Origin of the sequence: Dyadobacter fanqingshengii (genome assembly GCF_023822005.2) — a bacterium.
GTDB lineage: Bacteria > Bacteroidota > Bacteroidia > Cytophagales > Spirosomataceae > Dyadobacter > Dyadobacter fanqingshengii.
This window is the reverse complement of the sequence record NZ_CP098806.1, coordinates 3,586,440-3,610,751: the sequence shown is the minus strand read 5'-3', so window position 1 is coordinate 3,610,751 and position 24,312 is coordinate 3,586,440. Positions and strand designations below refer to the sequence as shown.

The 24,312-nt window shown below is 45.2% G+C and carries 19 protein-coding genes; 18 read left to right on the top strand and 1 reads right to left on the bottom strand.

What is annotated here, in order from left to right; genetic code table 11:
* The first annotated feature begins 69 nt into the window (after window positions 1-69).
* The 10 genes from NFI81_RS14985 to NFI81_RS14940 all read left to right on the top strand — a co-directional run bounded on the left by NFI81_RS14985 (window position 70) and on the right by NFI81_RS14940 (window position 11,261).
* A complete protein-coding gene (locus tag NFI81_RS14985) occupies window positions 70-732 on the top strand; it encodes a metal-dependent transcriptional regulator (protein WP_234611648.1) in 663 nt (220 codons plus the stop codon).
* Window positions 733-751: 19 nt separating this feature from the next.
* Complete coding sequence (locus NFI81_RS14980; protein WP_234614843.1) at window positions 752-1,828, top strand: LptF/LptG family permease; 1,077 nt, start codon at window positions 752-754, stop codon at window positions 1,826-1,828.
* Window positions 1,829-1,830: 2 nt separating this feature from the next.
* Window positions 1,831-2,745, top strand: a complete 915-nt coding sequence (locus NFI81_RS14975) for a DMT family transporter (RefSeq protein ID WP_234611649.1) — start codon at window positions 1,831-1,833, stop codon at window positions 2,743-2,745.
* 91 nt (window positions 2,746-2,836) lie between these two features.
* Window positions 2,837-3,787, top strand: a complete 951-nt coding sequence (locus tag NFI81_RS14970) for a glycosyltransferase family 2 protein (protein WP_234611650.1) — start codon at window positions 2,837-2,839, stop codon at window positions 3,785-3,787.
* Window positions 3,780-5,213 (top strand): DUF6056 family protein, encoded by a 1,434-nt coding sequence (locus tag NFI81_RS14965; RefSeq protein ID WP_234611651.1) that lies wholly within the window; start codon window positions 3,780-3,782, stop codon window positions 5,211-5,213. The genes NFI81_RS14970 and NFI81_RS14965 overlap by 8 nt, the downstream gene beginning before the upstream one ends.
* A 22-nt stretch (window positions 5,214-5,235) precedes the next feature.
* Window positions 5,236-6,900, top strand: coding sequence for a hypothetical protein (locus NFI81_RS14960; protein ID WP_234611652.1), 1,665 nt, complete (start codon window positions 5,236-5,238; stop codon window positions 6,898-6,900).
* 69 nt (window positions 6,901-6,969) lie between these two features.
* Entirely contained in the window at window positions 6,970-7,917 is a 948-nt protein-coding gene (locus NFI81_RS14955; protein ID WP_234608612.1) for a glycosyltransferase family 2 protein, read from the top strand.
* Between the two features lie 4 nt (window positions 7,918-7,921).
* Window positions 7,922-9,382: an MBOAT family O-acyltransferase gene (locus NFI81_RS14950; protein ID WP_234611653.1), complete on the top strand. Its 1,461-nt coding sequence runs from the start codon at window positions 7,922-7,924 to the stop codon at window positions 9,380-9,382.
* Window positions 9,383-9,474: 92 nt separating this feature from the next.
* Complete coding sequence (locus NFI81_RS14945) at window positions 9,475-9,855, top strand: co-chaperone GroES (RefSeq protein WP_026630669.1); 381 nt, start codon at window positions 9,475-9,477, stop codon at window positions 9,853-9,855.
* Between the two features lie 89 nt (window positions 9,856-9,944).
* The gene (locus NFI81_RS14940) at window positions 9,945-11,261 is read left to right on the top strand and encodes a DEAD/DEAH box helicase (protein WP_234611654.1); all 1,317 of its coding nucleotides are present in this window, start codon (window positions 9,945-9,947) and stop codon (window positions 11,259-11,261) included.
* Window positions 11,262-11,339: 78 nt separating this feature from the next.
* Here the strand turns inward: NFI81_RS14940 and NFI81_RS14935 are convergent, their stop codons facing one another.
* Window positions 11,340-11,531: a cold-shock protein gene (locus NFI81_RS14935; protein ID WP_026630672.1), complete on the bottom strand. Its 192-nt coding sequence runs from the start codon at window positions 11,529-11,531 to the stop codon at window positions 11,340-11,342.
* A 113-nt stretch (window positions 11,532-11,644) separates the two neighbouring features.
* Here NFI81_RS14935 and NFI81_RS14930 point away from each other — a divergent pair, with 113 nt between their 5' ends.
* The 8 genes from NFI81_RS14930 to NFI81_RS14895 all read left to right on the top strand — a co-directional run bounded on the left by NFI81_RS14930 (window position 11,645) and on the right by NFI81_RS14895 (window position 24,309).
* Window positions 11,645-12,616 (top strand): YheT family hydrolase, encoded by a 972-nt coding sequence (locus tag NFI81_RS14930; protein ID WP_234611655.1) that lies wholly within the window; start codon window positions 11,645-11,647, stop codon window positions 12,614-12,616.
* Between the two features lie 109 nt (window positions 12,617-12,725).
* Window positions 12,726-14,633 (top strand): phosphoglycerate dehydrogenase, encoded by a 1,908-nt coding sequence (gene serA, locus NFI81_RS14925; protein ID WP_234611656.1) that lies wholly within the window; start codon window positions 12,726-12,728, stop codon window positions 14,631-14,633.
* Between the two features lie 124 nt (window positions 14,634-14,757).
* A complete protein-coding gene (locus NFI81_RS14920; RefSeq protein WP_234611657.1) occupies window positions 14,758-15,831 on the top strand; it encodes an aminotransferase class V-fold PLP-dependent enzyme in 1,074 nt (357 codons plus the stop codon).
* Between the two features lie 172 nt (window positions 15,832-16,003).
* A complete protein-coding gene (locus NFI81_RS14915; RefSeq protein ID WP_234611658.1) occupies window positions 16,004-16,645 on the top strand; it encodes an RNA polymerase sigma factor in 642 nt (213 codons plus the stop codon).
* A 63-nt stretch (window positions 16,646-16,708) separates the two neighbouring features.
* Window positions 16,709-17,884 carry a FecR family protein gene (locus tag NFI81_RS14910; protein WP_234611659.1) on the top strand — a complete coding sequence of 392 codons (1,176 nt, stop codon included), beginning with the start codon at window positions 16,709-16,711 and terminating at the stop codon, window positions 17,882-17,884.
* Window positions 17,885-18,137: 253 nt separating this feature from the next.
* On the top strand, window positions 18,138-21,641 hold the full coding sequence (locus NFI81_RS14905) for a TonB-dependent receptor (protein WP_234611660.1): 3,504 nt from the start codon (window positions 18,138-18,140) through the stop codon (window positions 21,639-21,641).
* A gap of 16 nt (window positions 21,642-21,657) precedes the next feature.
* Window positions 21,658-23,580 carry a RagB/SusD family nutrient uptake outer membrane protein gene (locus NFI81_RS14900; protein ID WP_234611661.1) on the top strand — a complete coding sequence of 641 codons (1,923 nt, stop codon included), beginning with the start codon at window positions 21,658-21,660 and terminating at the stop codon, window positions 23,578-23,580.
* A 27-nt stretch (window positions 23,581-23,607) separates the two neighbouring features.
* The gene (locus NFI81_RS14895; RefSeq protein ID WP_234611662.1) at window positions 23,608-24,309 is read left to right on the top strand and encodes a DUF3823 domain-containing protein; all 702 of its coding nucleotides are present in this window, start codon (window positions 23,608-23,610) and stop codon (window positions 24,307-24,309) included.
* Window positions 24,310-24,312 lie beyond the last annotated feature (3 nt).

Below are 24,312 nucleotides of genomic sequence, written 5' to 3'. Positions count from 1 at the left end.
TTTTTTATTTTACGATTAGGAAGTCGTACTTTTGTTCATATCAAGATTAATGCCTTGGTGCTGACTTCAATGCAAAACTCCTTCACAGAAGAAAATTATTTAAAGATCATTCACTCACTTTCCGGCCGCGAGGGCGTAGAGGTAAGCACGAATGCACTGGCCGAAAGCACATCCACCCGCGCGGCTTCCGTGACAGATATGTTACGTAAATTGGCGGATAAGGGATTAATTCATTACAAGAAATACCAGGGTGTAAGGCTGACCGACAGCGGTGAAAAGGTCGCGATCAAAGTAATCCGCAAGCATCGTTTGTGGGAAGTTTTTTTAGTCGAGAAACTGGGATTCGGGTGGGATGAGGTGCACGACATTGCGGAAGAATTAGAACATATCCCATCTGAGATCCTGGTCGAAAAGCTGGACACATTTCTCGGCCATCCGAAATTCGACCCGCACGGCGATCCTATTCCCGATGCAAAGGGCAATCTTACAGAGCCGGACTACACGATATTGACCGATATACAGGTTGGTGAGAAAGTATTAATGATGGGTGTTCTGGATCACGCGCCTTCTTTTTTGCAACACTTGGACAGGTCGGGCATTACTTTGGGTGCGGTTATAGAAGTGAGAGAGATTAATGAATATGATAAATCAGCTTCTGTACAAATAAACGGCGGTCAGACGTTGTTTATCAGTCTCGAGGTGTCCAAAAATTTACTGGTTCAGCGCCGATGAGACTTCCCCAGCCATGAGATTGAAAATACTGGATCGTTATCTGATCAAAAACTTCCTGATAACATACGTTTTCGTTGCGTTCGTCATCGTGCTTATCATTTGCATGATCGATTACACGGAAAAGGTGGATGACTTTCTGGACAAAAAAGCGCCGCTCAATGAGATAATCATTGATTATTACTTTAATCTCATTCCCTACTGGATCAATTACATCAGTCCGCTGATGGTATTTATTGCCACCGTTTTCTTCACTTCCCGGATCGCAGCCCGCACAGAGATCATTGCCATGCTCAGCAGCGGGATCAGTTTCGGGCGCATGCTTTTGCCTTATATGGTCGGCGCGACGGTTCTGGGATTCCTTACATTCATTCAGGTTGGCTGGATTTTGCCAAAAGCGAATAAGGTCCGGAACAGTTTTGAAAAAACATATGTAAAGCAGGAATTCTATTTCAGCGGTCATAACGTGCACATTACCATTGCCCCTGACGTGTATGCGTATCTGGAAAGCTATAATACGATGACGAAAACGGGTAATAAATTCACAATGGAAACGATCAAAGGCAATGTGCTTTTGCAGAAATTCTATGCGGATAAAATTGTCTGGCAGCCCAAAAAGGGCAAATGGACGTTGCAGAATTACCAGGTGCGGACATTGGACAGTCTGGGAGAAAAGCTTCGGGCGGGGGCGGAAATTGACACCACGATTAATTTGTCACCCAAGGATTTTGAGAGTGATTATAACCTTTTTGAAACATTCACCCTACCCGAGCTGAATGCTTACATTGATCTTTTGAAAAGTCGTGGTGCGGACGGTCTGGAAGTTTATTTAATTGAAAAATACATCCGGTTCACCCAACCCTTCGCGATCCTGATCCTTACGGCGATCGGCGTCATTGTATCCGCCAGGAAAAGCCGTCGCGGCGTTGGCTGGCAAATTGCCCTCGGGTTCATGCTGGCTTTTATTTACATTCTATTTTTTCTTTTGTCAAAAGGCGTGGCCGAGGCAGGCACGATCAATACATTGTTCGCAGTTTGGCTTCCCAACATTGTATTTTCATGCATAGGGCTGATTTTGTATAAAACATTGCCCCGATAAACATGTTCTCACCCACGGCGCTGCGTTCGTATCTGCACCTTCATTTTCTGGTTTTGATCTGGGGTTTTACGGCCATTGTGGGTCTGATGGTCACCATTTCACCGGTAGCGCTGGTTTTTTACAGAACATTGTTTGCGGCTCTTGGTTTAGGAGCCATCATTTTCTTTAAGAATAAGCAGTTCAAAGCCGATAATAAAGACATTATCAGAATGCTGGCCGTTGGTTTCATTTTATCAGCGCATTGGATGTTGTTTTTCGCCTCGGCGCGCGTTTCCACTGCCTCGGTTTGTCTGGCAGGAATGGCCACCACTTCCTTATGGACGAGCCTAATTGAACCATTGGTTAACAAAAGAAGCGTGCGACCGCTTGAAGTAGGGCTGGGAATTCTGGCATTTGCGGGTCTATATGTGGTGTTCAAATTCGAGTTTGACCATGCTTTGGGCTTAATGCTTGCGCTGGCTTCTGCATTACTCGCGGCCATGTTCACCGTGGCTAATAGCAGGCTCGTTCAACGCATTGACGCCTATGTCATTACATTTTTCGAAATGATAGGTGCAACATTCTTTTCGCTGATTTTTGTAGTCATATTTGAGTGGCAAGGCTGGTCTAAGGGCGAACCATACATTCCTGCGACAGGAGATTGGATCTGGATCTTGTTCCTGGCATTCATATGCACGGTTTATGCAAGCACCATGGCCACGCAGCTGATGAAGCAGTTTTCTGCCTATCTCATCAACCTGACCATTAATCTCGAACCGGTTTATGGCATTGCGCTGGCTTTTTTCTTTTTTGGTGAGAAAGAGCGGATGACCAGCGAATTTTACATGGGCACATTGCTGATATTACTCGCCGTGCTGCTTTACCCGCTGCTGATTAATACGGTTTTAGGTAAAAAAGGCACATTAACTGAGAAATGAACATTTAAACCTAAATCCGAAGACTACATTGATAAAAAGAGCATATTAACTTATTACTGCTATTTTTGTCGACTCAACCAAAAGGTGTTCTATGAATCCAGCGCGTTTACTTCTGGTAATTCCCTGCTACAATGAAGAGGCCATATTACATCTGACCTATTCTAAACTGAGCGTTTACTACAACTCGCTCAAACAGCAGGGCCTTATCACAGAAGACAGCCGCATTTGTTTCGTGAATGATGGAAGCCGGGACAAAACCTGGAACATTATAGAGCAGCTCTGCCAGCAGGATCCCAACATTATCGGCGTGGGATTATCCCGCAATTTCGGCCACCAAAGCGCTATTATGGCCGGTTTGGAAAAGAACATGGACAGCTTCGATTGCTTTATCACCATCGACGCCGACTTGCAGGACGATATGAACGCCATTGCAGCCATGGTTGAAAAGCACCGCGAAGGCGCAATGGTCGTTTACGGTGTAAGGGGCGACAGGAGTTCGGATAGCTGGTTTAAGCGCGTTACTGCTGAGAGTTTTTATGTGTTAATGCAAAAAATGGGCGTTCCGGTTGTTTTCAATCATGCCGATTTCCGGTTAATGGACCGCCGAGTTTTGCAGGAACTGGGTAATTTTAAGGAAATTAATATGTTTCTGCGCGGCATTGTGCCGTTGGTAGGTTTCAGGAATGACAAGGTTTTTTATAACCGCCTGGAACGTGAGGCCGGAGAAACCAAATATCCGCTGAGCAAAATGCTGCTTTTCGCGTGGAATGGCATTACGTCTTTTTCCACATTCCCCATGCGGCTGGTTTTGTATTTCGGGGTTTTCAATTTTTTGGTCGCGATGATTATCGTGGCTTATATTCTTTTCTCCTATCTGGTTGGTTATACCGTGCCCGGCTGGACTTCCACCATGTTACCGCTCACGTTTTTTAGTGGTTCCAATATGATGGCGCTTGGGCTGATTGGAGAATACATTGGCAAGATTTACGAAGAAGTAAAAGGCCGTCCTCGTTACATCATTGAAAAAACTTTAAATGAATAGATTTTATCGAAAATATCGGATCGTAGGCAACTGGATCAACATCTTATTGATGGTCACAGTCCTGGCTCCGTTGTTCGCACTGTCATATTTCAATCATCCTTCGCCCGCCGACGATTACTGTTACATCGACACGGTGTTCAGATTCGGCTGGCTCGAAGCCATGAATTATTACTATTCCGGCTGGACGGGACGTTATTTCGGGATTTTCCTGAACCATTCCAATCCGCTGCTGTTTCATTCGGTCACCGGTTTTAAAATACTGCCGGTTGTCCTGCTTTCAGGAGTGGTTTTCGCATTGTACAGCCTGTTCCGGCACCTTACGCCCACATTGTCGGGAATGGCGCATCTGGGGTTCGCTGGCGTTGTCTTCTTCCTTTATATATTGAAAATCGCCAGCATGTCCGAGGCATTTTACTGGATGGCGGCTTTTGTGACTTATACGATTCCAAACATTTTCACATTGCTATGGATCGTGCTTGTGCTCCGCTGGTATCGGCAGGACACGCAAACGGCCAAATTATTATTAAGCACATTAGCCGGGTTTCTGGTTTTTGCCATTGTCGGAAGCAGTGAAACCAATCTGCTGATCATTGTTTTACTCATCGGCGCATGGTGGGTATACCGCATTCTTTTCCACCGCAAAGTGGATGGTTTCATGATAGCAATGTTGCTGGTTTGTGCGGCGTCCTGTTTCTTGTATTTCAGTTCTCCGGGCAATCAGGCTCGCATTGGTGGCAATCCTTTGGGAGGTAATGTTCCGTTTTCGGTGATATCCTCATTCAAAAAACTCGCCGTTCTAAGCTTCAACTGGGTCTTCCGCACACCGTTGATTTTCTTTTCCTTAGCGTGGCTGGTTGTGCTTTCCAGGTTGTCGGCCGGGGCAAGAAATTATTTCTCCATCCCGGTTTGGTATGCGGTGCTCTTATTCGTCGGCGTGCTGTCCGCGCAACTTTTCCCTTCTTATTATGGAGTTGGAATCGAACCGACGCCCCGTGTGATCAACTGCGTTTATTTCTTTTTCCTGATCGGCTGGTTTTATGTGATCGGCGTTGTCTTTCACTATTTCAGAAAGAGCAAAACCAATCAATTTCATTTTTCGGTGGTGCGTTACGGGATCCTTTACGCTATCCTGATCTTGTCCATCGGCTTATCATTTTTTCGCAGCGCCAATGTTCGCTTAATGTACTCAGACCTGATCCACGGAAAAGCTGCGGCATTTGACAAGGAAATGTATGAGCGCTATGCCATATTGCGCGACTCAAAGGAAAGCACTGTCTATTTACCGCCGATTTATTCCAAGCCGTTATCAATCTTTTATGATGATGATATCAAGACCAATCAAATACATTGGTGGAATAGGTGCATGGCCGGATATTTTGGTAAGAAAGTAATTATCATGAAAGATTCGCAAGGTGAACAGCAGTAAAAAGTTAGCCATAAGTGCCGCCATGACACTGCCCGTGCTGCTTTGGGTGTTTGTCATCTTATATTATTCCGTCAATCTGCCCTGGTATGACGATTTCGACCCATTTCCTGATTTTTTAAGAAAATGGATCACCGATTCATCCTTTTCCGACAGGCTAACATTACTATTTCAGCCCAATAATGAGCACCGCATGGTGATTGGCAAGCTCGTGACGCTTACTTACTACTGGGTTACCGGACATTTGAATTTCACTTTTCTGCACATTGCCGGGGCTTGTTTCACGCTGGGGACATTCAGGATCTTCTGGCTGTCTTTTGCCAAAACAAAGATCAACTGGTGGTATTTTTTACCGGTTCCTTTTTTGCTTTTCCAATTGCAGTATCACCTGGTTTTTCTGTGGGCGATTTGCAGTTTGCAACATCAGCCAGTGGTGTTTTTTATCAGTCTTTCAATGTTTCTTTTGTCAAGAAACAGGTTTGGTTGGGCGGTTTTAGCCGCTGTATGTGCCACATATGCAATGAGTAATGGCATTTTCGTGTGGCCGGCTGGCGTGATGATCCTGCTTTTGAGATCCCAATATAAGCAACTCAGCATCTGGCTTTTAGCAGGCGCGTTGGCGGTAGGGTTCTATTTTTACGGCATGTCGGCGCAGGGCAACGAGTCCAGCATGGAGTTCTTTGCCAAATATCCGCATTTGTCCGTTTTAGGATTCTTCGCGTTTCTGGGAGGCTTATTTGATTTCTTTCCCGAAAAAACCATTGTCGTCCGTTCCGCCCTGCCGGTTTTGATGGGCTTTTTGGTAATGATCTGGGTGGTTATCTGGTTGTACAAACAACTCATTCCGTGGCTTACCCGCACATTCAACTGGCCAAAAAATACCCGTTACGCAGGTCCGGAAGCATCCGTTGATAAGAAAAATCAAGACATGTTCTTGTTAGGCATACTGACATTTTTATTGGTCAATGCGCTCATTATAGGCCTGTTAAGACCTCGTTTTGGGTTTTTTGTAATGATTGTCAGCAATTACAAAATGTATCCCGCGCTATTTCTGACCGTGGCTTATCTTACATTCATCAATGCAGTTTCCGGTAAACAGATTCAGGAATGGATATTTCAGTTTGCATTAACGACCAGCGTGATCATTTGGGTATTTTCCATTTATGGTTATCTGCCGGTCATTGCGGAACGGAATAAATACCTGACAGTCAATGGATACAACCAGGAGCACAATGCATTTGGACTGGGTCACGTTCCGTTTTCGACAAGCGCGTTTTATGTGGATAGAATGATGAAGCAAATGGTGAGCTGGGGAGCGTATGAATATCCGGACAAACCCGAAAACCTGGCAAAGGAAATTGGCAAGATACAAAATCCGATCTCAGTGGAAGAAGGCATAACCGTTACCATGCGCGACAGCATTTTAGTTGTCAATGATCCGCAAAGCAGCATGTCTTTGAACCGCAGTAATGGTCATTATGCCTTCGTTCGTGACGATAAACAGCTTTATTTCTTCAAAATGACCCCTCAAAAATACGCTGGACGGAACATTTTGAAGCAATACGACAAGGGTGCCGACACGGAAATTCCAATGACGTCCCTCAAACCCGGATCATACGATTTGGGCATCATTAACATTGAAAACGGAAAGTCGGAAGGCGGGATTCTTAGAAAAATTACAATCCCATAAATAATTTGCACACTTGATATGCGCTTAAAGGTGTATTTTTGCCGCCATAGCAAATAGCCAAACAGAAGAATGTCTCAAATCCCTCAGATTTCCATTGTCGCCCCGCTTTATAATGAGTCAGAGTCGTTTCCGATGCTCATTCAGCGAATCAATGCATTGATGGATTCCAGTCCGCTTGCTATTGAAGTTGTGCTGATCGACGACGGAAGCCGGGATGATACGGCGCTCAAAATCAGGCAGCTGGCATTAACAGACGAGCGTTACCACGGTGTTTTTCTTTCCAGAAACCACGGCCACCAGCTCGCATTGACAGCCGGAATTGCCGCAGCAAGAGGAACTGAGGCACTTTTCGTGATTGACGGTGATTTGCAGGACCCACCAGAGTTGCTTCCGGATTTTTATAAATTATTAAAAGAAGGAAACGACGTCGTTTACGCAGTTCGCAAGAAGCGTAAGGAAGGTTTTGTGAAGAAAATGGGCTATCATTTGTTCTATCGAATTTTGCGCTCCATTTCCTATGTTGAAATTCCGCTGGACAGTGGTGATTTTGCATTGATCAGTCGCCGGGTTGTGGATGTTTTGAATAAAATGCCCGAGGAAAGCCGTTATTTAAGGGGAATGCGCTCCTGGATCGGTTTCAAGCAGGTTGGTTTTGAGTACGAAAGAGACGCACGGGCCGCGGGAGAATCCAAATATTCGTTCAAGCAATTATTTCAACTGGCTTATAACGGGATTTTCAATTTCAGTGAATTCCCGATTAAATTCATGAGCAGGGTAGGCGTTACTGCAATCTTGATTTCTCTGTTCTATTTTATTGTTGTTGTCGTCAAAAAGATGTTTTTTGCCCACGTGATTGAGGGTTTCACATCCTTGCTTTTTGTTATAATTCTGTTCAGCGGCGTGCAGTTACTGGCGCTGGGCATCATCGGGGAATACGTGCTCCGCATATTTTTTCAGTCCAAAAATCGCCCTTTGTTCATTATTAAGGAAGAAATAGTCAACCGAGAGTACATTTGAACTGATGCTGTTTACCGATATACAATTCATTATCTTCTTTATTGTTGTCACGCTGGCATATTTCAGCTTGTCGTGGCGTGGGCGCTGGATGCTTTTGCTGGCAGCCAGTTGCTACTTTTACATGGTTTTCAAGCCGATCTTTATCCTGATCCTGTTTGGAACCATCGTAATCGACTATTATGCAGGGATTTGGATTGAACAATCGACTGATCAAAAACGAAAAAAGCTGCTGCTGATCATCAGTTTAATCTCCAACATCGGCATTCTTGCATTCTTCAAGTATTACGATTTTTTACAGGATTCCGTCAACAGCGTGCTGGCGAGTTTCGATTTACGACCGGCTGTTCCTGCATTAACCAGGCTCATTCCCAGTCGCATAGCAGAATGGATGACAACTGGCGAAGGGAAAGTCCTGCTTCCGATTGGCTTGTCTTTTCACACATTTCAGGCCATGAGTTATACCATTGAAGTCTATCGCGGCAACCAAACCGCCGAGCGAAACTTTGGTATTTATGCATTGTATGTGATGTTTTACCCGCAGCTGGTCGCCGGGCCGATCGAGCGCCCGCAAAACATGCTTTTCCAGTTTCATTCGTATTTCAAATATGATTTTGAGCTGGTGAAGTCAGGGTTAATACAGATGGCCTTCGGGTTTTTCAAGAAAATGGTCATTGCCGACCGGCTTTCCGTTTTCGTGGATTATGCCTACGATCCGGCTTCGGACCATAATGGGCTTACATTGCTGACAGCCACAGCGTTTTATTCTTTTCAAATCTATTGCGACTTTTCCGGCTATTCCGACATTGCGATTGGCGCCGCGCGGGTGATGGGCTTTACATTAATGGATAATTTCCGGTCTCCTTATGAGTCCAGATCCATTCCCGAATTCTGGGGAAGATGGCATATTTCGCTATCAACATGGTTCCGGGATTATTTATACATTCCACTCGGAGGCAACCGGAACGGAGAATTTATGAAATACCGCAACCAAATGATCGTGTTCATGGTCAGCGGGTTATGGCATGGAACGAGTTGGAGTTTTGTGATTTGGGGCGCCTTGCACGGGTTTTACCAGATCATGGCGTCTTTACGAGATAAGTATTTAAAGAAGGCGAACATTCAAATTCCGGACAACTTTTTAATTCGAGCAGTTAATGTGCTGCTGACCTTTGCCTTAGTCACATTAGCCTGGATATTTTTCCGAAATTCGCTGAGCCGCTCGATGGTAATTTTTGAGAAAATTGGCAACCTTTCATTTTCCGACCAAATATCAAGCCCTTTCAACCAGGTCGAAATGTGGTTCTGCGTTTTCCTGATTGGTTTTTTGCTTTGGAAAGAACATTACTTTGAAAAAATACCAACTGCCAGCACAGCCGTATTTTTTATATTATTCCCCATCATTGCCTTCCTGACTTACTTTTTGGGCGTTATCACTGAAAACCAGTTCATTTATTTTCAGTTTTAAGGAAGAGAAAAGGAAAAACATTTGCGCTTAAATATTTGTTACCAGAAATGGGAGGGATGATCAACGTCCTTTTAGATTAAAGTTTTAATAAAATGTACGAAGTAACAGCTGACAATAAGTTAAGAAGCCTCATAGTGGTAGGAGATCGTGTTTTGATTCGCCCGAAAAGTCCGAGTGACCGCACAAACAGTGGCCTTTATCTGCCTCCGACCGTAACGGAAAGGGAGCAGGTGCAAAGTGGTTACGTGATCAAAGTAGGGCCGGGATATCCGATTCCTGTTGCGGCAGAAGATGAGCCCTGGAAAGAAACGGAGGAAAAAGTTAAATATATGCCTTTGCAGTCCAAGGAAGGTGATTTGGCCATCTATTTGCAGCGTAATGCCATTGATTTGGAATATGACGGACAAAAATATGTCATCGTTCCGCAAGCTTCCATTTTAATGCTGGAACGCTCGGAGGATTTGTACGATTAACAGCCCAAACTTCAATTGCCCCGTATTTAATCCAGCCCGGATTTACATTGCCCCGGATTTTAATCCGGGGCTAACTGTTATCTTTGGCCATGACAAATCCGGAAAATACTACAATAAATCTCGCTGGCCTGGGCATTACCGAGCTGAACGAAATGCAGCAGCAGGCGAATGAGGCCATTCAGCAGAATAGCGAAGTCGTGCTGCTCGCACCGACTGGCTCGGGAAAAACGCTCGCCTTTTTACTTCCGGTTGCGTCCTTTTTAAAGCTGGAAACCGATCACGTGCAATGCATGGTCATAGTTCCTACACGCGAGCTCGCACTGCAAATCGAACAGGTTTGGAAGAAAATGTCGACCGGGTTTAAGGTTACGTGCTGCTATGGCGGTCACGATATGCGGACAGAAATTCGAAGCCTTGTGGAAGCGCCCGCGTTGATCGTAGGAACGCCAGGCCGCATTCTGGACCACATTCGCAGAAATTCATTTACCGGCAGACATATTTCCACGCTTATTTTGGACGAGTTTGATAAATCCCTCGAACTCGGGTTCCAGGAAGAAATGTCTGAGATCGTCCGGAATTTGAGAAATGTGAAGAAAAAGGTTCTGGTCTCCGCTACGACCACTAAAATTCCTTCATTTACAAGCATTAAGGCGCCTGTTACCGTTGATTTTGTAACAAATAAAAATAAGAGCGCGGGACTTACAGTTGTCCAGGTTTTGGCTGAAAAGGACAAAATGACAACGCTGGTGAAGTTATTGAGCTTTTTAGGCGCCGAATCAACATTGATCTTCTGTAACCAAAGGGATTCTGTCGAACGCATCAGCGCCGTAGTGAAAGAAGAAGGCATTGATTGTGCCTATTTTCACGGTAAACTCGAACAAGAAGACCGCGAACGCACATTAATCCGTTTTCGCAACGGCTCCGTATTGTTTTTGGCAGCAACAGACCTTGCAGCACGCGGCCTGGACATTCCGGACATGAAACACGTGATCCACTTCGAGCTGCCCATGAAAGGCGACGAGTTCACGCATAGGAACGGCCGCACGGCGCGCATGCTGGCCGAGGGAACGGCCTATATTTTAATGGATAAGGAAGATAAATTGCCAGAATATATTTCCAGCAAGCCCAAGGTCCTGGATCTTCCGGCAAAATTCGCTGCGCCGCCGGTTTCGGATTGGGTAACCATTTACATCAGCGGGGGCAAGAAAAGCAAGCTCAATAAAATGGACATTGTGGGCTTTCTTTTACAAAAAGGCAAACTCGAAAAGCAAGACCTTGGCCTGATCGAGGTGAAAGACAACATATCATTTGCGGCAGTGAAACGTGGAAAAGCAAAGGCAATGCTGCAATTGATTGCCCCGGAAAAAATGAAAGGGAAGAAATACAAAATAGAAGTAGCGAGATAGTAACGACAAGCGAGCGGAAAGGGCATAAAAAAAGCATGCGGTTCAGCATGCTTTCGAAATGTCTTATTATGACTAAACTTAGATAACGCGAACGTTAACAGCGTTTAGACCTTTTTTTCCATTTTCTACGTCGTAAGACACTTTGTCATTCTCACGGATGTCGTCTTGAAGACCTGAAACGTGAACGAAAATGTCTTTTTCACCAGTTGATGGTTGAATGAATCCAAATCCTTTGGAATCATTGAAAAACTTTACTGTACCTTCTGCCATTAGTATTGATCTTATATTTTTAAAAACCAAATGTATACAGAAAAAGTATAAATGCAATAATAAAATTAAAAAACGCTTAGAATTATTCTAGTTAATTCAATAATCTTTGTCGCATGCCATTGATTGAAACAGAAAGCACTATATCGCCCTACTGGCTTCCAAACGGACATTTTCAGAGCATTTACCCCGCTCTTTTTCGGAAAGTTAACGGTGTTATTTACCACCGGGAAAGAATTGTAACACCTGACGAGGATTTTCTTGATCTGGATTGGTCTTATGGCGAAAATGCGAAATCGGGGAAACTCGCCATCCTTTCGCACGGGCTCGAAGGTAATAGCACACGGCAGTACATCTTAGGGATGGTGAAGCTTTTAAACAGGAATGGATTCGATTGCCTGGCCTGGAATTTTCGTGGCTGCGGCGGCGAAATGAACAAAACCGCACGCTTTTATCACAGCGGCGCATCAGAGGATCTTGATCTCGTTATTCAAAATGCATTAACCAGGCATTATGAACAGATCCATTTGCTCGGATTTAGTTTGGGCGGGAACCTTACGCTTAAATATCTCGGCGAATCGGGTGCAGACCTGGACAGCAGAATTAAAAGCGCATTGGTTTTCAGCGTTCCCATGGATCTTCGTGCTTGCAGCCTCTCTATTATACAGCCTGAAAATAAGGTCTATATGCATCGGTTTTTGAATACATTAAAACCCAAAGTGAATGCAAAAGCTGCGTTTTTTCCTGACCGGATCAATGTAAGTGATCAAAAACACGTCCGCACGCTTTACGACTTCGACCATATTTTTACCGCCCCGCTGCACGGGTTCGATGGTGCCGATCATTATTACGAAGCGTGTAGTTCTAAATTCTTCATCAGAGACATAGCCATTCCAACAATGGTTATTAATGCTAAAAACGATCCGATTGTGCCGTATAGCAGCCTGCCGCTGGCAGAACTGAAAGCCCATGCACAGGTTTGTCTGGTTGCGACACCAGATGGCGGACATTGCGGATTCAGACCAAGGAGGTTGAAAAACGGCGTTTATTGGTCAGAGGAGCGGGCTTTGGAGTTTCTTTCACGATAAAACTGATTCAGATATTATTTTGTTAGTGTGATATGTTTCAGATTCGTAATTTTGCGGCTGTTAACACCAATTCTATTTAACCGATTAATATTCAGTTATTTCCCGTTTCATGTCCACATTAACACTTAATCCATCACCGTACATTATCATTGATTTTGACAGCACTTTTACGAAAGTGGAAGGGCTCGACGAATTAGCAGCGATCGCCTTAAATGGCCATCCAGAACGTGATCAGGTTGTTCAGAAAATAGCTGATCTGACAAATAAGGGCATGAATGGCGAAATGTCGTTTGCTGACGGGCTTCGCCAGCGAATAGAGCTGTTGAAGGCGAACCGTTCCCACATTCAGGAGCTGGTTTCTTTTTTGAGAACTAAAATTTCGGATTCTTTTCAGCGTAACAGGCAGTTTTTGACTGAAAATGCAGATCAGATATTTATTGTATCAAGCGGTTTCAAGGAGTTTATTGTGCCGGTTGCAACGGAATTGGGCATTCGTGCGGACCATGTCTATGCCAATGAATTTCTATTCGATGAAGACGGGAACATTACCGGGGTAGATGAAGAAAATGTGCTTTCAACGGATGGCGGAAAGATCAAACTGCTTTCTTCCCTGAACCTGACTGGCGACGTTTATGCCATTGGGGATGGTTATACAGACTATGAATTAAAGGCATCAGGCCTGGCAAGTCGCTTTTACGCATTTACAGAAAATGTGGAGCGTCCGCGGGTGATGGCTGTTGCAGACCACATTGCGACGTCATTTGATGACTTTTTATACGATAATAAAATGAGCAGAAGCCAGTCTTATCCGAAGAGCCGGATCAAGGTGCTTTTGCTTGAAAACGTGCATCCGGCGGCGCTGCGCGCGTTCGAGGAGCAAGGTTTTAATGTAGAATTTGTCAAAGGTGCGTTGGATGAAGATGAGCTTTGCGAGCGTATCAAGGATGTTTCCATCATCGGGATTCGTTCCAAAACCAACATTACCAAGCGCGTTCTGGATAATGCGAACCGTTTGATGGCGATTGGCGCATTCTGCATCGGAACCAATCAAATTGATCTGGAAGAAGCTGCGAAAAAAGGAATTGCCGTTTTTAATGCACCATATAGCAACACCCGTTCGGTTGTAGAACTGGCCGTGGGTGAAATGATTATGCTGATCCGTAACATTGTTGGCAAGAGCAATCAGCTGCATAAGGGCATTTGGGACAAATCGGCAAACGGAAGTTTTGAAGTTCGCGGTAAGAAATTGGGAATGGTAGGTTACGGAAGCATTGGGACCCAACTTTCGGTTGTGGCCGAAGCGCTTGGGATGGAAGTTTATTTCTACGATTCAGTTGAGAAATTATCCCTGGGTAATGCAAGAAAAGTGAGCACATTGGAAGAGCTTTTGGCTATTTCTGACGTGATTAGCATGCATGTGGATGGTCGTAAGGAAAATACAAACCTGATCGGCAAGCGTGAATTTGACCTGATGAAAGACGGCGTTATCTTCCTGAATCTGTCACGCGGTCACGTTGTGGACATTCAGGCGCTGGCAAATGCTGTGAAGAGTGGAAAAGTGGCGGGAGCGGGTGTAGACGTGTTTCCAAAAGAGCCAAAGACGAACGACGAGATTTTTGAAAGTGAATTAAGAGGCTTGCCTAACGTGATCCTTACACCACACATTGGCGGAAGCACCGAGGAAGCGCAGGAGAACATTGGTCATTTCGTGCCATCCAAATTATTGGAATTCATGAACAACGGCAGCTCTTACGGAAGCGTAAATTTCCCCGAAGTGCAGTTGCCGAAACTGAAAGATTCCCACCGACTATTGCACATTCACGCAAACGTTCCGGGAATTCTGGCGAAGCTGAACCATATTTTTGGTAAAAACAATATCAACATTACAGGTCAGTATTTGAAAACCAATGAGCATATTGGTTACGTAATCGTAGACATTGCCAAAGATTATACCGAAGAATTCATTCAGGAAGTGAAAGACATAGAAGGCACAATCAGATTCAGAATGCTGTATTAAGGTCGATAAACGAAGATTTAACATGCCAATAGGCTAATTATCGCACGGCCGCCTGCATTTTATTCACTCATCGCACCGTCGACCCGGTCAGTCATTCGCTCATTCAAAATTCAGTCATTCATAAATGTCTCTTACATACTTCACGCCAGGCCCCGCTCAGCTCTACCCCACATTTGAGCAGCATTTACAAAGCTTCGTCAGCGGTCAGCTAGGGTCGATTTCGCATCGCAGCCAGCAGTATCGCGACTTGCATAAGTTTACCGTCGATCAGCTGCGCATTCTTTTGAATGTTCCTGATACACATGCCATAATGTTCCTGGGCTCCGCTTCTGAGGCGTGGGAGCGGATTTTATTCAGCTGTGTAGAGCTGGAAAGCTTTCACCTCGTTAATGGATCATTCTCAAAGAAATTCTGTGAGTATTCAACGGCGTTGAATAAATATGCGCATAAGTATGAGAAGCCCATGGGCGAAGGCTTTACCGCAGACGAGATCGAAGTTCCTGAATATGCCGAATTGATCTGCGTCACGCATAACGAAACCAGTTCAGGCGTGCAAATGCCTGTGAGTGAAATCCATAAGCTGAAACAGAAAAACCCGGACAAATTCATCGCCGTTGATATGGTGTCATCCGCCCCATATCCTGATCTGGATTACAATCTGATCGATACAGCATTCTTTTCTGTGCAAAAAGCATTTGGGCTGCCGGCAGGATTGGGAGTTTGGATCGTGAGTGAAAAATGTTTGGAAAAAGCGAAGCAGATCAAGAGTCAGTATTCAATTGGTGCACACAATGACTTGCCAACGCTTTGGAAAAATGCGCTGAATAATGAAACGCCTGCAACGCCTAATGTAATGGGAATCTACCTGTTAGGTAAAATTGCAGAGGATTTTAATAAAATCGGCGTTGTAGAAATCAGGAAGGCGACTGAGCAAAAGGCCGCTCTGATCTACGATTTCATTGAGAAAACCAATGGATTTTCTTCATTCGTAAAAGAAATCGAGAATCGCTCGCAAACCGTGGTGGTGGCAAATGTCGAGGCACCGGCAGGAGATATTATTAAGAAAATCAAGGAAAAAGGCATGGTGATCGGCAGCGGCTATGGAGAATTTAAAAGCTCCCAGCTCCGCATCGCCAACTTCCCGGCAACGTCATATGATGCAGTTGAGAGACTGGTGTATGAATTGGGCAATGCATAAATAAAAACACAGCATGGAGTGACCATAGGGATGACAGGACGTATCAATGTCCTATCATCCCTATTTTTTGTGAAAAGAAATCACATAATTTTTCATTCTCCCCCGGTTACACTTTTGCCAAAACCAAACCATTTCAAATAGTATTTTAAGAATAATTATTTAGCTTTATGCCTTGTTAGTAAAAACGGACAAAGCGGTGATTAATTTTGAGGCCTTCATCGGGGAAAAAACGGACCAGCAGTTATGGCAGCGAATCCGTGAAGGAGATGAGCAGGCATTTACCATTATTTTCGAAAAATACCACCGCACGCTTTACAACTACGGAAGCAAACTCTCCCCAAACTCGGCCATCGTCGAAGATGCAGTCCAGGATGTTTTTATTGATGTCTGGCGATTGCGCAATAACCTCACCGATAAAATAACCTCCGTCAAATTTTACCTCTATCGTGCGCTGCGCAGGAGAATTCATCTGGCCCGGGATAAATTTCCGGTTACGGAAGAAATTACCCTGTTGGCAGACCAGGAAACTCCGGCCAATGGAGGAAACTCGGAAACATTACTTATTGACGTCGAGTCTGCATCATTAAGGGTTAGACAAATCCAAAATTTACTTGCACAGCTTCCCGAGCGGCAAGTTGAAGCGCTGACACTGCGATATTTTGATGATTTCAGCATTGAAGAAATCGCCGGCATCATGGGTGTAAGCGAGAAGTCAGTCCGCAATTTCATTTATAAAGCACTTACTTCCCTTCGCCTTAACCGGCAAATTCTCCTTATTTCAAGTCTCATTTTCTGCTTGTTAGGCATTTTTTAGAATTTTTTTGTAAAAAAATTAAATTTTCGAGGGGTCATTTCGCCAATTGCTCGCTCTTTCCTTATGAAAGACGAAATTTTGCATCCCTTTGATATGACGCATGACCCTTACTCTCTGACGGAATTGATCCGAAGCGATGAATTTATCGCATGGGTGATGCATCCCGACGCTTTAAGCGATAGAAAGTGGCAAATTTTTTTGGAAAATAATCCTGATAAAAAACAGACAGTTGAAGCCGCCCGTGAATATGTAATCCTGCTCGCCAGGGACACCGGCAGAGATCAGCCAACGAAAAAACAGAGTGAGCGCATGTGGAATGCTGTTGAGAGCCAAATGCACAGTCAGTCCAGCGAATTTTCAGAAATCGATGAGCCGGCCACTCAGGCCAGAGTGGTTTCAGGTTGGCGCTGGATCAGGGTTGCGGCTTCTGCGGCGTTGATATTGGGCATCGGATCGGTGAGCTATTGGTTTTACTATAAACAGGGATTAGGGCGTGCCGGTGAAGTTGCAGCTGTTGAACAAAACGCCTACACGGGCATGGTTCAGAGGAATAATGATACCAAAAAGCCGATGACGATCCTGCTGGCAGATGGCAGCTCAGTGGTTTTGCAGCCGGGTGGACATTTGAGTTATTCGGAAGTTGCCAATGCGAAGCGGAGGGAAGTTACACTGACTGGTAAGGCGTTTTTTGAAATTGTAAAAAATCGCGAAAAACCATTTCTGGTTTATACTTACGGTTTGGCTACCAAAGTGTTGGGGACCAGTTTTATGATTGACGCATCGGAAGCAAATAAGGACATACGCGTGGAGGTGAAAACAGGAACCGTATCCGTTTTTTCAATCAATAATCTGGATAAAAAGGAAATCGACGAGGAATCAGATAAACCGGCGCTGACTGGAATTACACTTAGTCAGGATCAGAAAATAGCATTTTCAAAAGAAAGCGGGAAAATCATTAAACTGGATGACCACATCAAGGAACTGGCCGTGGATATGGATATTCTGAAACAAGGTTTTGTCTTTGATGAAACACCCATTCATGAAGTGTTCCGGACCTTGGAGCACGTCTACAATGTGCAAATCAGTTATGATAAGGTAAAAATGGCCAATTGCACGTTGAATGCAACGCTGATTGGTCAGCCGTTCAAAGAAAAGCTGGAAGCGATCTGTAATGCTTTGGATGCACAATACGAGGTTAATGAAAATCAGGTTTCGATTATAGGAAAAGGTTGTAAGTAAATGACCGAAGTAGTCTTAGAGAAGTATTTGTTAAACAATTGCCGGACGTATAATCAACATTTTCAAATTTAAATGCCGCTGCTTATGACATAAACCTACCCGATTTGACATAAAAAAAGACCAGCCATGTTCCAGCATGGCTGATCTCAGGATTCCCCCAAGTAACTGACATTACTTTACATCCACTTTTGCGGTGAATGCAAGGGAAGATTTCGTTGAATAATCTCCTTAACCAACAAATTCATTCAAAAATATGAAAAAAGTTCGACGACTTGAAGACTTTCTCATCACACTCATGCGAATAACATTTATTCAATGCATCCTGGCAGGTCTCTTTGTAGGCATATCGTGGGCACATGATGGAAGAGCTCAATCTGCATTGAGCCAGAAAGTTACGGTTGACATTCAGAACGAGGACATTAAGAAGATCCTCGGGCAGTTGGAAAAGCAAACCAATGTAAAATTCGTTTTCAGTTCCAAACTGATCCAGTCCGACAGAAGAGCGTCCATAAGGGCCCAAAACGGTGCATTAGCGGATGTGTTGGATGCACTTTTGAAGCCTATGGAGCTGCATTACAAGGCAAAAAATAACCTTATCGTCATCCGGCCCGATAGTCAGACTGAGAAAATTGTCGGGATGGAGACGGAGCCGGCAGTTTCTCAATCAACAGATTTGACCATCGATAAAACGATAACCGGAACGGCTAAGGAAGAATCCGGCGCAGGCTTGCCGGGTGTAAGTGTGGTGCTCAAAGGCACGCAAACCGGAACATTAACGGACGAAAAAGGAAAATACTCGATCACGGTTCCTGACGGTGAAACCACGCTGATATTCTCTTTTGTTGGTTTTTTGTCGCAAGAAGTGTTGGTTACGGGTGCGCAAAGCACGTTCGATGTAACATTGAAAGTGGACGACAAATCGCTGGAAGAAGTTGTTGTAGTGGGTTATGGAACGCAAAAAAAGGAATCGTTAACCGGAGCAATTGCAACAGTAACGAGCAAGGACCTGGATCGTGTGCATGGTGGCTCAACGGTGAGCTCGGGACTGGCCGGAAAAATACCAGGCGTAACATTCAGGATGCCTGACGGTCGCCCGGGAGCGAGCGCTACGGTGCAGATCAGGAACATGGGAAATCCGCTCTTTGTCATTGATGGAATTCAGCAGGACGATAAGCAGTTTAACAACATTTCACCTAATGATATTGAAAGCATAACCGTTCTGAAAGACGCTTCTGCGGCCATTTATGGGGTTCGTGCAGCAAATGGCGTTGTGGTGGTTACAACGAAAAGAGGGAAGACGGGAACGAAGAATACGATTAATCTGGACGCGTACACGGGCTGGCAAAACTGGTCGAGATTTCCGAATGTGGTGAACGACTCTTACCAATGGATGCTCGGGAAAGCAGAGGCGGAAATGAATCAGTATGGTAAAACCTCCATCACCCAAACCGAACTCGATAAGTACAAAGCCGGAACAGAAATGGGTTATAAGAGCTTCAATTGGAAGGACTATATTGTGAAGAAAAATTCGCCGCTCACATCCGTAAATCTGAACATGACGGGTGGCTCGGACAAGATATCCTATTACATTTCGGCAACGCGCCTGAGCCAGAATTCGGTTTTGGGCCGTGAGTTTACATTTAACAGAAACAACCTGCAAAGTAATGTTGACGCAAAGATTACGGATGGTTTGAAAGTCGGAGTCCAGATCAACGGGCGCATTGAAACCAGGGACCAGCCCGGCATACCCGGCAGCGACGATTATTGGCTGCCGCGTTTCGCCATTCTGAGAAACCGGCCGTTCGAGCGTCCTTATGCCAATGATAACCCACTGTATCTCAACGATATCAAGCATAATGAGACCAACTGGGCGTATAACAACAAAAAATTGGGTGGTTACCAGACTGACATCTGGCGCGTATTGCAAACCAACATGACCGCTGAATATAAGATCCCTGGCGTTAAAGGTTTGGTTGCCAAAGGAATGTACTCCTATTACATCGGGGACCGTGTTTTGAATGGACACGAATATACTTACGAAGCTTACACCTATAATCCGACGGACGACACTTACAAAGTAACCGGCGGAAGCACGAACCCTTGGCGGGAAAGGCGCACGCAGAAAATCATGCGCAATGTTTACCAGGGGCAATTGAGCTATAACAACACTTTTGGCAAAAGCACCATTGGCGCCACTTTCGTAGCAGAGCGCCAGGAAGAGCGCGATCAGGAGCAATGGGCGCACTCGGTTCCCAAAACCAATGTGCTTCCCTTGATGTATTTCGCGACGATGGACACATATGACGACAAGGATAATCAGCTCGCGCGTATAGGCTATATCGGTAGGGTAAATTACGATTATGCCGGCAAATATTACGTGGAGTTGTCCGCCCGCCGCGACGCATCCTGGAAGTTTGCGCCGGATCGCCGGGTCGGTTATTTTCCATCCGCGTCTGTGGGTTGGAGATTGACAGAGGAGTCATTTGTGAAAAATCTGCTGGGTTCGCACAGCCTGCTGGATGATCTTAAACTGCGTGCTTCCTATGGGATTTTGGGGGATGACAACATTCTTTTTAACAATGATGTAAACCGCCCGCTGGATCCGTATGCTTATTTGCCGGGTTATAATTACAATCAGGGAAATGCGATTTTGAGCGGAACGGCAGTGGTTACGTCTCGTGATAAAGGTCAGATTATTAACAACATTTCCTGGTTTAAAAGTAAAATTACCGACGTAGGCGCAGACTTTTCCTTGCTCGGAACAAAGCTGACGGGTTCAGTGGATTATTTTTACCGGTTAAGAACAGGATTACTGGGCCGGAAATATGACTTACTCGTTCCCAGTGAGTTGGGTTATGCTTTACCAGACGAAAACGTGAACAGTGATTCGCAATCGGGATGGGAACTGGCATTGACCTACAATGGAAAATCGGGCGATATCGGCTATTCAATGGGTGGCAATGTGTCGTTCTCCCGCACTAAGTTCGTTTCTTCCTATAAACCCGTTTTCAACAACTCCTGGGATCAATACAGAAACTCCAATGAGGGCCGTTACAGCAACATTTTCTGGGGTTATGAGGCAATCGGGCAGTTTCAGTCGCAGCAGGAGATCAATGAGTATCCGGTTAACATCGATGAACAAGGCAACCGCACATTGCTGCCGGGTGATTTGATTTATAAAGATATCAACAACGATAATGTCATCAACGGCCTGGACGAGCGCCCGATCGGTTACACAACAAACGGCCAGCCAAACATTAATTTCGGGTTGAATTTTGCAGTCAACTGGAAAGGAATAAGCTTTAATGCAGACTTTTCCGGTGGTGCCATGTATTCCTGGAACCAGAACTGGGAGCAAAGATGGGCTTATCAGAATGATGGTGCTTTGAACAAAATATTCCTCGACAGATGGCATCGTCAGGATCCTTTTGACCTCAACAGTGAGTGGGTTCCCGGAAAATATCCCGCGCTTCGCTACAACGATGGCGGACACAGCAATTACAAGAGAAATTCAACTTTCTGGCTGCATAATGTGAAGTATATCCGCGCCAGAACCATTGAACTGGGTTATTCTTTGCCAAAAACGCTGTTGGAAAAAGTAAAACTGCAACGCGCCAGGGTCTACATCAATGGCTACAATTTATTCTCAATTGACAATGTGAAAGAATTTGGCATTGATCCCGAAGTATTGGATGATAACGGGCTGCAATATCCGCAGAACAAGTTTGTCAACGTTGGGATCAATCTTTCAATCTAATAACCTGTAAATCAAGATGAAAAAGATATTTTATATACCCGTTTTTATAATGCTTTTGCTTAGCTGGGGCTGTAATGATGACGAATTTCTGAACCGGCCGCCAACCAATATTTTGACCGAAGAACAGGTTTGGGGCGACGAAGGACAGGTGCTTTCCCTGCTTGGAAATTTGTACAACCGTTACGTCGATCTGGGCAATTTCCGTGATTTTGAGCGACCTGGTCTGGATAACCTTACCGGCTGGACGCGGGTAGCGGATTTCAACGAAGCATTCTGGTCGGAATCAGGTCGTTATAAAGAATTCCAAAATAGTGGCTGGGATTTCAACACCTGGTCGATCTGGGATTACGGTTACATTCGGGAGATGAATTTGTTCATTCAAAAATGCGAAGCCGCCGAAAAACTTTCACCTGCTGTAAAGGAACGTTATCTCGCCGAAGCCAGATTTCTGCGCGCTTCCTATTATTTTGAGTTGGTAAAACGCATGGGCGGCGTTCCCCTGATCCTCGAACCCATGACCTACGATTTCAGCGGCGATCCTACTTACCTGCAACATGCAAGGGCCAAGGAGTCGGAAATCTATGATTTTGTGATCAAAGAGGCGGATGAGATCAAAGCAAAGCTTCCTGCCAATGCAGCTGAAAAATCGAGGGTAACACAGGCAGCAGTGCTGGCTATGCAGGCGCGGGCTGCGCTATATGCGGGTTCACTGGCTAAATATGGTGCAAATACGCCTTCCGTTTCACTGCCAGGCGGTGAAGTAGGGATTCCTGCTACGCTGGCCACGGGTTATTATACCAAAGCATTAAATGCAGCCAAAGAAATCATCAGCGGAAGCGTTGGGGCCTATTCGCTTTACAACAAAAAACCCGATTTATCTGAAAATTTTGCCAGCATTTTCTATGACAAGGCGAATAACCCGGAAGTGATCTTCGCGGACGATTATAAGCTTCAAAGCGGCAAAGTGCACTATTTCACGGGCTCGAACCAGCCTCGTTACGGTGCTGAGGAAGAGGAAGGCGGAAGAATAAATCCATCTTTGAACTTCGTGGAAGCATTTGAAAAACTGGATAACACATTTGCCAGAATTCCAACAACCAATGCAGCCGGCGCGCCATTATATTATGCCAGCCAAACGGATATTTTCGAAGGCCGCGACGCGCGACTTGGCGGGACGGTCATGTTGCCCGGAACGACATTCAAAGGAAGAACAGTGGACATTTGGGCCGGTTTTCAGCTCGCAAATGGCTCCATAGTAAGTGGTGACGACCGCGGCGCGCAAAAAACATTGCCTGGCAAAACGGTTCCCGAACAAGTTGTAGGCTTTGACGGCCCCATCGACGGCTTTGAATTCACAGCGCAAACCGGTTTTTATCTGCGCAAATATCTTGATCCGGTTGTAGGATCGGGGCAGCGCGGGGTGAATAGTGAAGTGTGGTTTATCCGTTACCGCTACGCAGAAGTGCTTCTGAACGCAGCTGAGGCGGCTTTCGAATTGGGGCAAACTGCCGTTGCGGCCGGATATATGAACCAGGTTCGCGCACGGGCCGGACTTGCAAAACCACTCATTGCCGGAGAAATCACTTTCGACCGCATTGCGCACGAGCGTCGCGTAGAGCTCGCTTTTGAAGGACATTATCATTTCGATATTCAACGCTGGAGAATCGCCCACATCATTATGGACGGCAATGCAATCAGCGCAGCAGACCTTTCAAAAGATCTTGGAAAAGCGACAAAAAGAAACACGCAACCCTGGGCCTTATGGTCGTACAAAGTGTATGAGCCGGGATCTCCCAACAATGGCAAATGGATTTATAAGCCTGTGAAATTGAGCCGAGTAACCGGAGCAGATCGTTTTCAGTTAGGGAATTATTATTCTCTGATCACAGACGAGGTGATCAACAACAATCCGAAAATCATCCGGAACCCAAATCATTAGGCAATCACATTTAAAAGATCAGATATTATGAAAATCAGATTTCATTTTATACCATTCCTGGCCATGCTTGTCCTGCTCGCTTCGTGCGGAAAAGACAACTTTACGGAGCCAAAATCAACATTATCAGGCCAGATCGTCTACCAGGGTGAGCCCATTGGTGTGGAATACAACCAGGTAAGGCTGCAACTTTGGCAGCCCGGTTTCGGTAAACTCGCCGCCATTGATGCGCAGGTTGACCAAGACGGTTCCTACTCTGCATTGCTTTTTAATGGTAAATACAAAATGGTTGTACCAAAAGGAAGAGGACCATTTAAAACACTGGAAAAAGACGCGGCAGCCAAGGATACACTATTCGTGACGCTGGAAGGCAACCAGGAGCTCGACTTCGAAGTGATGCCTTACTACATGATCCGCACACCACAGTTTGCCGGAGCCGAGAACAAGGTAACAGCCACATTGAAGCTCGAAAAAATCATCACCGGCACCGACGCAAAGGCCATTGAACGGGTCTCCCTTTTTATTAATAAGACGGAATTCGTGTCTCGGGCAACCAACGTGGGCGTAACCGACATTGCAGGCGCAGACATAAAAAACCTGAATGCAGTTGCCATTGAAACCGAAATCCCTGCCTTGGTCCCAACTCAGAAATATGTGTTTGCGAGAGTGGGCGTGAAGATTAAAGATGTTGAGGATATGATTTTTTCACCAGTTCAAAAAGTGGAGTTCTGATGA